7 protein-coding genes are annotated in these 12,714 nt (G+C 72.8%); 2 read left to right on the top strand and 5 right to left on the bottom strand.

Annotated elements, in window-relative coordinates:
- Nucleotides 1–115 precede the first annotated feature (115 nt).
- The 5 genes from AB0B90_RS12825 to lanM form a co-directional block, all read right to left on the bottom strand.
- A complete protein-coding gene (locus tag AB0B90_RS12825; RefSeq protein ID WP_350948275.1) occupies nucleotides 116–2,281 on the bottom strand; it encodes a peptidase domain-containing ABC transporter in 2,166 nt (721 codons plus the stop codon).
- Nucleotides 2,278–5,520, bottom strand: coding sequence for a type 2 lanthipeptide synthetase LanM family protein (locus AB0B90_RS12820; protein ID WP_362922497.1), 3,243 nt, complete (start codon nucleotides 5,518–5,520; stop codon nucleotides 2,278–2,280). The genes AB0B90_RS12825 and AB0B90_RS12820 overlap by 4 nt, the downstream gene beginning before the upstream one ends.
- A 207-nt stretch (nucleotides 5,521–5,727) precedes the next feature.
- On the bottom strand, nucleotides 5,728–8,661 hold the full coding sequence (locus AB0B90_RS12815) for an AAA family ATPase (RefSeq protein ID WP_362922494.1): 2,934 nt from the start codon (nucleotides 8,659–8,661) through the stop codon (nucleotides 5,728–5,730).
- 40 nt (nucleotides 8,662–8,701) lie between these two features.
- Nucleotides 8,702–8,959 (bottom strand): hypothetical protein, encoded by a 258-nt coding sequence (locus AB0B90_RS12810; RefSeq protein ID WP_350948272.1) that lies wholly within the window; start codon nucleotides 8,957–8,959, stop codon nucleotides 8,702–8,704.
- Nucleotides 8,949–11,831, bottom strand: coding sequence for a type 2 lanthipeptide synthetase LanM (gene lanM, locus AB0B90_RS12805; protein ID WP_362922491.1), 2,883 nt, complete (start codon nucleotides 11,829–11,831; stop codon nucleotides 8,949–8,951). The genes AB0B90_RS12810 and lanM overlap by 11 nt, the downstream gene beginning before the upstream one ends.
- Before the next feature lie 183 nt (nucleotides 11,832–12,014).
- On the opposite strand from lanM, the gene AB0B90_RS12800 reads away from it, so the two are divergent.
- Both AB0B90_RS12800 and AB0B90_RS12795 read left to right on the top strand, forming a co-directional pair.
- Entirely contained in the window at nucleotides 12,015–12,302 is a 288-nt protein-coding gene (locus AB0B90_RS12800; protein ID WP_350948270.1) for a type II toxin-antitoxin system Phd/YefM family antitoxin, read from the top strand.
- Nucleotides 12,299–12,571 (top strand): type II toxin-antitoxin system RelE/ParE family toxin, encoded by a 273-nt coding sequence (locus AB0B90_RS12795; RefSeq protein WP_350948269.1) that lies wholly within the window; start codon nucleotides 12,299–12,301, stop codon nucleotides 12,569–12,571. The genes AB0B90_RS12800 and AB0B90_RS12795 overlap by 4 nt, the downstream gene beginning before the upstream one ends.
- The last annotated feature ends 143 nt before the right edge of the window (nucleotides 12,572–12,714 follow it).

Genomic DNA, 12,714 nt, shown 5'->3' with positions numbered 1-12,714 from the left:
TGGTTCTTCCACTGACGGATCAGCTCGTTCTCGGACATGACGTACTCTCCTTCTGGATTGAGATTTCGTGGTTCGGAATCGGTCCATGGGGCGCGTCGGCGGGACCCGGCGCGCCTCACGCGTTCAGTGCCCCCGCTCGCTGCCGGGGCGCCGCGTCGTGCGCGAACAGCTCTCGGTAGGTCCCCTCTCGTGCGATGAGGTCCTCGTGCGTGCCCCGCTCGACGATGCGACCGCGGTCGAGCACGAGGATCTTGTGGGCGTCGCGGATCGCGCTCAGGCGGTGCGAGATGACGATCCGCGTGACCTCGAGCCGGGACAGCGCCGCGTCAACGCGGCGTTCTGTCTCGGGGTCGAGGTGACTGGTGGCCTCGTCCAGGATGAGCAGGCGAGGCTTGTGGACGAGGGCGCGGGCCAGGGCGACCCGTTGGCGCTGCCCGGCCGACAGCGCGGCGCCGGCCTCTCCGACGAGGGTGCCGTACCCCATGGGCATGGCCTCCACGTCGTCGTGCAGTCCGGCGATGCGGGCGGCGCGCACCACCTCCTCCTCGGTGGCGTCCTCCCGTCCGAGGGTGAGGTTGTCCATGATCGTGCCGTTGAAGAGGTTGAGGTCCTGCAGCACGGCCCCGCAGCGGGAGCGCAGGTCGTGGACGTCGAGCTCGTCCAGTTCGTGCCCGTCGTGGCGCACCGTACCGGCGCTGGGACGCAGCAGGCCGAGGACCAGCAGGGCGATGGTGCTCTTGCCGGAGCCGGTGCGGCCGACGATGCCGAGCTTGGCGCCGGGCGGGACGGTGAAGGTGAGGTCCTTGAGCACCGGCGGGGCGTCCGCCTGATAGTGGAAGACCAGCTCCTCGACCTCGATGCCGCCGGCGGTGTTCTCGGGAAGACGCACGGGGCCGGTGGCCTCCTCGTCCGCGTCGACGATGTCGTAGACCCGCTCGATCTGGCTGCGCAGCATCGGGTAGCTCTGGCCCGCGCTGGCCAGTCCCTGAAGGGGGGCGAGCACGGCGAGGGCGACGGTGCTGGCGGCGAGTGCGGTGCCGATCGTCATGCCACCGTTCAGTACGAGCGCGAGCCCGGTCAGCAGCAGGAGCAGCGGGGCGGCGACGGTGAGGGCCTGATGGAAGGCCTCCAGACCGGCGGTGATCCGGCCGCGGACAACCAGGGCACCGCGATACGTCTCGAACAGCCGCACCCAGTGCTGCTCCGCCCGTCCCTCGACGCCGTTCGCCTTGACCGGGACCACGGCCTCCAGGGTCTCGGTGAGATAGCTCTGCTCCTCGGCCTTCGCCGACAGCTCCCGCTGGTAGACGGCCGCGACCCGCGGGGAGACCCGTAGCACCAGCAGCACGTGGGCGGCGCCCAGGGTGAGGACGACGGGCACGTAGCCGGGGGCGAGGACGGCCAGGCCGATCAGGTAGCCCACCAGGAGCGCGGCGTCCAGCACGAGTATCAGCAGCCGTTGCGTGACGGTCTCCCGGGTGGTGGAGACGCTGCCGAGCCGGGCGAGCAGGTCTCCCCTGCGGCGCTGGATGAAGAACGACAGCGGCAGCCGCAGCATGTGGCGGATGAGCTGCCGTCCCAGCGTCGCCTCGGCGCGGACGCGCAGGGTGAGCACCGCCATCTCCCTCAGCAGGGTCGTCAGCCCGGCCAGGACGGTGGTGCCGAGCACCACCCCGGCGAAGAGCGGCAGGATGTCCGTCCGCTGGTCGGGGGCGAAGGTGTCGACGACCTGCTGGGTGGCGAGCGGCAGCACCAGGGCCAGCAGCTTCAGCACGGTCGCGCAGGCCAGCACGGCGGCGAGCAGGCTCCGGCTGCCCGGCATCGCCACGAAGTCCCGCAGGTAGCGGAGCATCAGCCACTCCCGCATGGGAGTGCGCCGCCGGACGAACTCGGGGCCGGGCGAGAGGTGGATCAGCACGCCGCCGAAGCGCCGGTCGAAGTCCTTCCTGCTCTGCCACTGGCGTCCACCGCCCGGGTCGGCCAGACGGACGCGCCGCGCGCCGACCTGTTCCACGACGACGAAGTGGTGGTCGGCGAGGTAGGCGATGGCCGGCCGGTCGATGGGACCGAGGCTCTTCATCCGCTCGGTCCGCGCGGTCAGGCCCATGCGGGGGGCGGCGGCGATCAGGTGGGCGGCGGACACGCCGTCGCGTCCGATACCGAGCATTTCCCGGCATTCGGCGACCCGGGTGTCCCTGCCGTGGAAGCTGGCGATCATGGCCAGGCAGGCCGCGGCGCATTCGGTGGAGGTGAGCTGGTGTCGCAGCGGGACCCTGCTCATCGGCGCTCACCTCCGATGGGCGCGTCGAGCAGAAGCACGGACGGGACGTGCTCGGGCCGGGCGAGCCTGAGCAGGCCGTAGCCGATGCCGGCCAGCCCGTTCATCAGGCCGGGGGTGGGGGCGGCGCCGGGCGCGCCCCAGCGGGGGCCGCGGCGGGCCAGGTCGTCGAGGAGGTGGGCCGTGCGTGCCGTCAGCAGCTCGGCCGCCTCCGGCCGGTGGCGCAGCTGGATGAGCAGTTCGAGGTTGCCCAGCTCGCCGTGGCAGAGGCTGTGGTTGGCCATCGGCCCGCGCTCCAGTTCGGCGGCGAGCGCGCGGCCGAGGTCACCCTCAAGGTCACCGTCAAGGGCGCGGTCGAGGTGCTCGGACGCCGGGCCGCCGACGCGCGACAGGCCGATGCCGGGTGCTCCGTGGCACCAGGCGTGGAGCATGTCGTCGCCGCCCTGTCCCTGCCGGTAGTCGGGCCAGCCCCGCAGGTCCGGCCGGTAGTGCTCGCTCTCGTAGGCGAAGGCGGCCAGGGCGGTGTCACGGGCGCGCGGGTCGCCGCCCGCCTCGGCGTAGCGGCGCAGCGCCCAGCCGATGCCGCCGGCCCCGTGGGAGAAGCCGGTCAGCGGCCGGTCGTCGCTCATGGGCGTGTGCCAGGCCACTCCGGCTCCGACGGGGGCCGCGGTGTCCAGCAGGCGTTCGGCGCACGCCTCCGCGGCGCGCCAGGCCGCGGGTGACCCGGTGGCCCGGTGGATCGCGAGCATCGTGGCCAGGGTCCCCGCGGCACCGACGATGACGTCCAGTGCCTCGTCTTGGGCGGCCGCCTTCGCGCACAGCTCCACCAGGTCCTCGACCGGCCGCGCCAGCCCCGTGTCGTCCAGCAGGGCGGCCAGGTGGACCAGGGTGTACGCGACTCCGCCGAGGCCGGTGAAGGCGCCCATGACGCCTTCCTCCGGCGGGTCCTCGGCCAGCCCCGCGAGAGGGAGGGCCGCGCGTCGCGCCAGGTCGGCGTACCGTTCCTCACCGGTGACGGCGGCGCACTGCGCCAAGAACAGTGCCACGCCGGTGTAGCCGCCGTACAGGTCCCAGCTCAGCGGCCGCGGCATCCAGTACTTCTCCTCGACCAGCTCCAGCCCGAGCCAGTTGACGCGACCGCCGGGTTCCGAGGCACAGGTGTGGCGGTCGACGAGGTCGGCGACGTCCCGGGCGGCGGCGATCAGCCGGGCCTCGTCCGGCCTGTCGGCGGAGAGGGGGGCGAAGGCGGAGACGGAGGACGTCGTGCCGACGGCGAGGGCGGCGAGCCCGGAGCGGTCCCGGGTGACCATGGCGGCCCGGATGACCCACTCCTGGCGGGCGCGATCGACAGGCCCCATGCCGAGAACCTTGCGGACGGCGCGGCTCAGGCTGGCCTCGGGCAGGATGTCCGGGATGCGGACACCGCCCGAGGTCCACAGGTCGCGGCTGCCCGGCCGGGTGGTGAAGATCGGGATGTCGCCTGCCCAGAGGTCCTCCGCCTCATAGGCGATCAACCGCTCGCGGGTGCGGTCGCCGCGGGTGATCGCCCACAGGTGGTCGAGCACGCGGTCACGGTCGAGGCCGTGGCGGAGCACGTCCGGGTGGGTGGACTCCATCATCAGCTTGGCGTACGTGCGGGTCGCCCGCGGGACGACGCGAACCTCGTCGTCGGAGAACGTGGTCATCAGCCGGACCAGTGCGGGGGCGTCGGCCACGATGGCCTCGTAGCCGCGGCCGAACCCGGCCAGCAGGTCGTCGAGGTGGTCGGCGGGGTCGGCCGCGTCCTCGCCCAGGCGCGGGCGGTTGCGCACGCCGGGAAAGACCAGGTGTTCGCGGACCAGCCGCATCTCGTCGGTGCCCTGTCCGGTCCAGGTCGGCGTCTTCATCGGCAGCATGACGTCCTTGTCGCCGCCCATGCCGGACAGGTCGATCACGCCGTTCTCGCCCACCATCAGCTCGGGCAGCAGACCGCTGCGGCTCACCGACGACTCCAGGGCGAGCGCCGCGGGGTCCGCCATGAGGCGCTCGATCCCCGCCCCGGGCACCAGCGGGTGCAGCAGGGCCTCCAGGTCGACCAGCACGGGCTGGTCGCCGCAGGCGATCAGGTTCTCGCAGTGGAAATCGGCGCCGTCGAGAGCGTGCAGCATCGCGAGCAGCGCCCCGAGCCGGTGGTAGTAACGGGCGACCTCCCGGCGGTCCTGGCACGGCAGGTGGGGCGCGAACTCCACCCAGCCGTACGGGCCGCGGTCCAGCACGGCCAGGCGGATGAGGTCCAAGCCCGCGACGCGCTCGTTGAGCCAGGCCAGGGCGTCGTTGAAGTGCCGGTGAACGGCCTGCGGGCGCGGCTTGTAGACCACCTGCGCACCCGTTTCGAAGGTCAGGACACTCACCGCGCGGCCGCCCTGGTGGGTGTCGCCGCCACCCTCGATCGCCGTCAGCGGGCCGGGATCGACGCCGCCCAGCAGCGTCCGCACGATGTCGGGACGGTCCTCGGTGTAGCGGGCGAGCATCTCGCCCCGGCCGGCCGCGAACCGGTCTGCCGTCTGGGCGAGCAGCCTGGCCAGCACCGGGTACTCCTCGCACAGCGCGGCGAGCGCCTCGGGATGACGCCCGAACCATCGGACGAAGTCCGCGAACCGTTCCTCGGGCGTCGCCCCCTCAAGCCGCCGCGAGACGCGCATGACGTTGAGCTCCAGAACCAGCGTCCGTGACGCGAGCGCCGCGAGCCGCTGCCGGAGCTCGACGCCCCAGGCCGCGAGCAGGGCGTCCGCCCGAACGGCGGGGCCGCACGCGTTCAGCGCGTCACCCAGGCGCCGCAGCGCGCCTTCGGCGAACGGCGTCATGATCGCCGCGAATCCCTCGTCGACGGGTATCCCGTCCGCGCGGGCGCCGGACTCGGCAGGCGCCGCGGCGATCGCCTCCTCGGCCTGTACGGCCCAGTCCGGGCGGGCGACACGGCCGGCCAGCACGGCGGGCTCCTCGTCCAGCAGCGAGGTCAGCTCGTCGACGGTGAGCCCGGCCGCGGCCAGCCGCCGGTCGAACTGTCCGCTCTCCAGCAGCCCGTGAGCGTTCCGCCACTCCCGTAGCCGCCAGCGCGCGGTCTCGCCGGCCGACTCCGGCGACCGGCCGGCGGGGATGTCTCCGCCGGTCCGGTCCAGCCGCTCGGCCAGCGTCAGTCCGCCGGCCCACCATGCCGCGCCGAGCTCGGGCGCCGCCCCCAGGGTGATTCCGTCTCCGCTCATGGCTGGCACTCTGCCGACGCGCGGCGTCGGCCACATGCGGGAGCCGCCCCCATATTCGCGCGGGCCCGCCGGGGGTGATGGGGGCACCGGTCACATCAGGTGGGGCGCATCGGCATTCGCGCGGGCTCGGACCGGGCGCTTGAGAGGACGTCAGCTGGAGCGGCGGCGGCGTTCGCGCGCGCTCGTACGGGGCCACCTGAGGAGGCGTCAGGTGGGGCGCAGCAACTCGGCCGCGTGCTCGTACACGGCGGCCCGGTCGGGCAGGCCCGTTTTCTGCAGCAGGCTCGCGACGTGCTTCTCCACGGTGCGCGGCGAGATGAACAGCCGCTTGCCGATGTCGACGTTGCCACGCCGTTCGGCGAGCAGGGTGAGCACCTGATACTCCCGCACGCTGACGCCCTGGGCGCGCAGCCCGCTCGGCACCTGTTCACGTCCGGTGCGGCGCTGCGCCACGGCCGCGCCGGCTCCGCGCAGCATCGCCCGGCAGGCCCCGGTGACCGCGGGGACGCCCGCCTGGTGGAAGTACTCCTCGGCGGTGCGCAGCCAGACCAGCGGCTCGCCCCAGCCGTCCGCCAGGGCGGCCTCGGCGACCAGCCGGAGCCCCAGGTGGTGGGCGAGGGGAAAGGGCCGGGCGGCCTCGGCGGCCCTGCCGAACGCGGCGAGCGCCCCCTCGGGGTCGCCCTGGCGGCCCGACAGCACGGACCTGGCCAGGTGGAGGAAGGTGCGGTTCCAGGCCAGTTCGGCGGCCGAGGTGCTCTCCGCGGCGTCGCATTCGGTGGCGCCCGCCCGGTCGGCGAGTACGTCCATGAGCACGCGGAGTCCGTACCTGCCGGTGAGGTAGTAGATGGTGGGGTTGTCGTCCTCCCACTCCCGGGCCCTGATCAGCATCTCGCCGCAGAGGTCGCGGTCCTCCTCAAGGAGCGCGCACATCGCCTGGCACAGGCCGTAGACCACCGGCATGTGCAGGCTGCTCTCACCGCCCCACTCGCGGAACCGCTCCAGCACGCCCTCCATTTCCGCGCGTTTGGCCTGGTGGGCCGCGAGCGTGGCCTGGGCGAGCAGGAGGTACTGGGTGTAGGCGGTGTGGCCGAGCCGGATGGTGGACTCGACGCACGGGACGGCGAGCCCGTGGGCCTCACCGTACTCGCCGCGCAGCACGCCCGTCATGACCAGGGACGCCTGGGTGGAGTGGACCAGACTGATCGCGCCCGCCTGTGCCGCCGCCCTGCCGACCTCCTCCAGCGGCTCCCGCTCGCCGGTGCGCAGGGCGTGGTTCACGGCCAGGCGCAACATCGCCCGCAGCTTCCACAGCTTCAGGCCGTGGGCGTCGGCGATGGACACCACCCGCGTCAGGCACCGGTCGGGCTCGTCGAACCCACGGGCCCTGGAGAACATCGCCATCCGCTCCCACGCCTGGCAGGCCACCTCGGGGAGCGGGACGCGTTCGGCGACCTCCACGGCTCGCCGTACGAGGGCCTCGGCCGCGGCCATCCGCTGCGGGCTCTGCTGGAGGACCCCGTGGTCGGGGACGATGAGCTGGGCCTCGATCACGTCGACGGCCGCCGTACGGGCCTCGTCCGGGTTGATCTGGAGGAGCCTGCGGAGCGCCGCGACGTGCGCCAGTCCGTCGGCGGTCCCGCCGATCTCGGCGGCGACCCAGGCCAGTTTGGTGCGCAGGTCCATCTCGTGCGGGATGGTCATCGCCAGGTCGCCGCTGATCGGGAGGTCCTTGGCGAGGGCGAAGGCGCGGTCGGCCTGCCCGCTCTCGGTCAGCGCGTGCAGCAACCCCTGCAGGACGCGCGCCCGCAGGTCGGCGGGGGCGGATCCGAGCAGGGCGTAGGCGCGTTCGAGCAGCGTGACGGCGAGGTCGGCGGCACCGTCGTCCAGCAGGCGGCGGCCGGCGCCGGCGAGCAGGCCGGCCGCGCCCAGGGTGTCCCCGGCGGTCAGGCGCAGGGTGGCCGCGATCTGGCACCACTCGCCGGGCAGCCCGGGGTACAGCCGCTCCAGCGCGTCGGCGGCGCGGCGCGCGATCGACACCCGCTCGGCGGGGATGAGCGAGGAGCGCAGGGCTTCGGCCATCAGCGCGTGACGGAAGGCGTACCAGTCGCCGGCGGAGTCGTCCGGCGTGATGAGCCGCGCCCCCGTACCCGCGCGCAGGAACTCCATCACCTCGCGGTCGGCCAGGCCGGTGGCCTCCTGGATCATCGGAATCGGGAAGCGGGAGCCGAAGACCGCCGCCATGTGCAGCGACTCCCGGGCGGAGGAGCTCAGCTGGGCGGCGCGCAGCATGATGCTGCGCACCAGCGTGGTCGGCACGTCGATCGCGGGGTCGCCGTTCAGCCGCCACCGCCGCCCGTCGCGCTCCAGGGCGCCGACGTTCACCATGGCGGCGAGCAGTTCCTCGACGACGAACGGGACGCCCGCCGTATCACGTTCCAGCCGGGTGAGAAGCTGCCGGGGCAGGTCGTCGGGCGAGGCCTCCAGGCAGGCGGCGGTGAGCCGGGCGAGTTGCTCCGGCGGCAGGGGCGCGAGCTCGACGAGGGTCGCGGTCCGCCGCTGGGCGCAGGCCTCGGCGACGGACCGTGCCGGTCCCGCGTGGCTGCGCAGGTTGGCCAGCAGGAAGGCGGGCACCCCGGCGAGGTTGTCGGCCAGGTACTCGACGACGGCGAGTGTGTCGGCGTCCGCGTCGTGCAGGTCCTCCAGGACGAGCAGGCAGCCACCGTCTCGCCCGATGACGGCGAGCAGCCGCAGGACCGCCTCCGCCAGCACCATCACCGACTCCAGATGGTCGGTTCCCCCCGCCCGGCGCCACTCCGGGACCAGCTTGGTGAGCGCCGGCAGGTAGGGCACCAGGGCCGGATCGTCCGGCGGCTCCTTGGTCCTGGTGTAGGAGAGCAGCGCCTCGCACAGCGGTTTGAACGGGATGTCCGCGCTGATGCCCCCGCCCCGTCCCCGCAACGCGATCATCCCTGTGTCGAACGCCTGGTACGCGCATTCCGCAGAAAGGCGGGACTTTCCTATTCCGGGATCGCCGAGCAGGAAAACCGCGCCACCCCGGCCGTCTCGCGCGGCGGCGAGGCGCCGGTCGAGTTGCTCGACTTCCCTTTCGCGTCCGACCAAAATGGGGGAGGTATATGACATGACGACAGGTTAACTGCCGCCATGTCACCAAAAATGCCTTTTAGCGAGCACTCAGGGAAACGGGAATGACGGTGTCGTCCCCGCTCACGGCCATCACCGCGTGCGCCGCGGTGTCCGGCGAGCCGAACGCGATCGTCGTCCCCGCCGTCAGGCCGGCCAGCACGAGCGCACGGGTCACCGGGGACACACCGGCCAGTCTGATCATGATCGATCCGGCCGGCGTGCCCAGCCGCTCCTGCCACGACGCGGCCGGCTCCTCGGTGGTCGAACGGTTCTCAGCGTCCTTCTCAGGGTCCATGGATCTCTCCTTCATCAGTGGGCCGCAACAGCAGCACCGACGGTGTCATCTCGGGAAGGGCCAGCCTGAGCAGACCGTGGCCGATGCCGGCCAGGCCGTCCAGCAGACCGGGGGTCGGCGCGTGGCGGGGAGTACCGCACCGCGCTCCGTAGGTGTCCAGCGAGGCCAGCAGCCTGCCGGCGTGGCGGTGCAGTGACCGCTGTGCCACGGGGTCGCCCCGCCGGGCGAGGGCGCTCAGCGTCTCCAGACGTCCCGCCTCGCCGTGACACAGACCGTGTCCCCCCAGCGGGACGTCGGAGATCGGGAACGCCGCCGGATCGCCGGGGAGGGCGGCGTCGGACAGGGCCAGGCGCACTCCCGCCCGGCCGTGGCACCAGGTGTCCTCCGCTGCCGCCGCCCGCGCGGCGGCATGGACGAGCAGACGAGCGCCGTCCACACTCTGCCCCTGCCTGGCGAGCGCCCACCCCACGCCCGCGGCGCCGAAGGCGAACCCCGGCGGCAGATCCGCCACAGAGGGCGCCGCGGCCGCCAGGCGTTCCGCGCACCCGGCCGCCACCCGGCCGGCCCCGGCCGTTCCCGTGCTGTGCCGGACGGCGAGCATCGCGGCCAGGCACCCGGCCAGGCCGTCGTGGACGTCCAGCGGCGACTCGTCGACGACCGCCGCGCCGGCCGCCTCCACCGCGGGCTCCACCCAGCTCGCCACCTCGGCGTCGCCGAGCAGGACCCCGAGCTGTGACAGGCCGTACGCGATGCCGCCGAGACCGCCGAATCCCCCGCAGCCCACGGCTCGCAGCAGAGCCTCGTTCCCGGCGATCCGCTCCAGCAGCCGCGGCAGAGGTCGAACCGCCATCCAGGCGAAGTCCATGTAGCGGGAGATTCCGGTGACGCGACTCGCCTGTGCCAGGAACAGCGCGACGCCGAGGTACCCGCTGGACAACCCGGCGCCCAACGGCATGATCGTCCACCGGCCGTCCTCCACCGGCTCCAGGCCCAGCCAGTTGACGGTACGGCCTTCGCGGTGCGCGGTCGCGCACAGGCGATCCGCGATGCCCCGCGCGGCGGCCACGAGCGCCGCGCGATGGGGCACCGTGGCCGGCAACGGCGTCTCGGACGGCTCGCCGGGATCATGCCGCCCGCCCGCGACCCGGGTCGCCATCGACGCCTCGATGATCCATTCCTGGTTCTCCCGGTCGGCGGCGCCCAGCCGGGCCAGCTTGGCGGCCACGACGTCCAGCCCGCTCTCCCGCGAACACCACGGCAGCGCCCTGCCCCCGCCATCGCGAATCTCCCGCTCGCCGGGGGACGTGCTGAAGTACGGGATGTCCCCCGCCCACAGGTCGGCCCGCTCGAACGGCACCGCCGCCGACCGCGCGGGGTCGCCGACCGACACGGCGTCCAGCAGGTCGAACATCTCGTCCCTGTCGGCGTCGGACCGCATCACGTCCGGATGCGTCGACTCGATCAGCAGCTCGCCGTAGAAGCGGGTGGGCCGGAGCAGCACGCGGACCTCGGCCTGGCCGAACCTCGCCAGCGGCCCGCGCAGCAGTTCGTCGCGTCCCGCCGCGACGGCGTCGTAGGCACGCCGGAAACCGGCCAGCAGATTCGGCAGGTGGTCGGCGGGGTCGGCGTCCACCCCGTTCAGGGTGGGACGATTGACCGCTCCGGCGAAACGGGTGACACCGCGCACCAGCCGCATCGTGTCCGTCCCCTCCTCCTCCCACCGGGGGGACAGGAACGGGTACACCCCGCCCTTGTCCCCGCCCAGGCCGGAGACGTCCAGCGCGCCCTGCTCGCCGACCATCATCTTCGGCAGCAGCGCGGTGCGCTGGACGGAGTCCCGCAGGGCGTGCAGCGCCGGGTCGGCGGACGCCTCCGCGGGCAGCGCCGCGTGGAACAGTGTCTCGACGTCGACCAGCACCGGCCGGTCCGCGCAGGCGACGAGGTTCTCGTAGTGCACGTCGATGGCGTTCAACGCGTACAGCAGGGCGAGCAGCGCACCGGCGCGCGTGTAGAACCGCTCCACCTCGGCCGCGTCAGCGCACGGCTCGGCCGGCACGAACTCGACCCAGCCGTAGCCCTCCCGCCGCACCGCGCGCGGAACGCGCAGGCCGAGACCGGGGACCCGTTCGTTGAGCCAGTCGAGCACCTCGGCGAAGTGCAGGTATGCCTGGACCGGTCGCGGCCGGTAGACGACCTTCGCGCCGCCGGCCAGGGTCACCACGGTGACGGCGCGTCCCCCGAGATGGCTGTCGCCGACGGCGGAGAACTCCACCGGGCTCCCGGGGTCACTTCCCAGCAGTTCCCTCAGGTGCTCACGATCCGCCGCGAAGCGCGTCAGAAGTTCCAGCCCCGCCTCCACCTCCTGGTCGGCGGCCTGGCGCAGCAACCGGGCGAGGACGGGATACTCCTCAAGCAACTCGGCGAGCCCTTTTTCGCCGCTCACCCGGCCCACGAAATCGGCGAACCGCTCGGTAGGCGTGTCTCCTGACAGCTCTCCCCTCGTCCTCCGCGCGTTCAGCTCGAACACCAGGACCCGGGAGGCGACCCGCGTGAGCCGGGCCGTCAGATCCTTCGCGAACCGTTCCCCGACCGAGGCGCCCCAGACCCCGCCCTCCAGTCGTGCCGTGCCGGCGGCCAGCCGCTCCACCGCCCGCCGGACGAACGGGAGTACCGCGTCCGACAGAGTCACCTCCCGGCCCGCCGGAACGCCGGACATGTCCACAACGGCCTCCGGCGCGCCTGCTCCGGCGACGGGACGCTCCACGCCGGGAGCGGCGAGGCGAGCCGCGTCGGAGGCGGTGGCCCGATCGGAGGGACGTGCCGCCGTCCGGGCTCGGGGCGGCACGGCGACGAACGGGCTCGCGGAGTTCACAGCCGTCAAGTATGACGACCACCCTGAACCACGATATGGGGGCAATGCCCCCATATTTCCGCGAACCCTCCATCCACCGCCTCCGCACCGGGGACTCCACCCGGTCGACCACCGCTACCCAACCGCACGAAAGATGGCCCGGATTTTGGCCAGCATTCCAGCCAAAGAGATACCATGGACTCCATGGAGATCATCCCGATCAGCGAAGCGAAGGACCGGCTGACCGAGCTGGCCGACCGGGCCGCTCGCGAGCACGATCACTTCACGCTCACCCGGAACGGGCGGCCCCACGCCGTCATCGTGTCCGTGGCCGAGTGGGAGTCCCTGCAGGAGACGCTGGAGATCCTCGCTGACCCTGAAATGCGGGCCGACCTGGTCGAGGCCGCTGCCGCCGAGGCGCGTGGCGACGTGACCACCGAGGAGGAGATGGCCGCCGTCATGGCCGCCCGCCTTGGCAAGGCGAGCGCGTGAGCGACCGATACACCGTCCTGCTGGATCCGCCTGCCCGCCGCGCACTCGCCTCGGGCCTGCCCGAGACCGTGGCGTCCGCAGCCTGGGAATTGATCACCGGCGCCATCGCACGCGAGCCCTGGCGCGTCGGCAAACCTCTCCAAGAGCCGTACGAAGGGCTGCATGTCGCCCGACGTGGAACGTATCGCGTGGTCTACCGCATCGACGAGGACAAGCGCACTGTGACGATCCAGACGATCAAACACCGCCGAGACGCCTACCGTCCATAACAACGGGCCGATCTCAAGAAGGTCCCCCAGGCTCGGGGCAGCACGGCGACGAACGGGCTCGCAGGGCCTCGCGGGACTCCGGACCTATGGGCATCTCACCGGCCGAGGTTGCGATATTTCCATAGCCGACCATGGAAACAATG

It is taken from the genome of Streptosporangium sp. NPDC049078 (assembly GCF_040648855.1).
Classification (GTDB): domain Bacteria; phylum Actinomycetota; class Actinomycetes; order Streptosporangiales; family Streptosporangiaceae; genus Streptosporangium.
Note: the sequence above shows the minus strand (reverse complement) of the source record. Positions and strands in the feature narration are given on the sequence as shown.

Excerpts from the sequence above, each read along its gene's own strand:
- AB0B90_RS12825 (WP_350948275.1), bottom strand. The coding sequence starts at position 2,281 with ATGAGCAGGGTCCCGCTGCGACACCAGCTCACCTCCACCGAATGCGCC.
- AB0B90_RS12820 (WP_362922497.1), bottom strand. The coding sequence starts at position 5,520 with ATGAGCGGAGACGGAATCACCCTGGGGGCGGCGCCCGAGCTCGGCGCG.
- AB0B90_RS12815 (WP_362922494.1), bottom strand. The coding sequence starts at position 8,661 with ATGTCATATACCTCCCCCATTTTGGTCGGACGCGAAAGGGAAGTCGAG.
- AB0B90_RS12810 (WP_350948272.1), bottom strand. The coding sequence starts at position 8,959 with ATGGACCCTGAGAAGGACGCTGAGAACCGTTCGACCACCGAGGAGCCG.
- AB0B90_RS12800 (WP_350948270.1), top strand. The coding sequence starts at position 12,015 with ATGGAGATCATCCCGATCAGCGAAGCGAAGGACCGGCTGACCGAGCTG.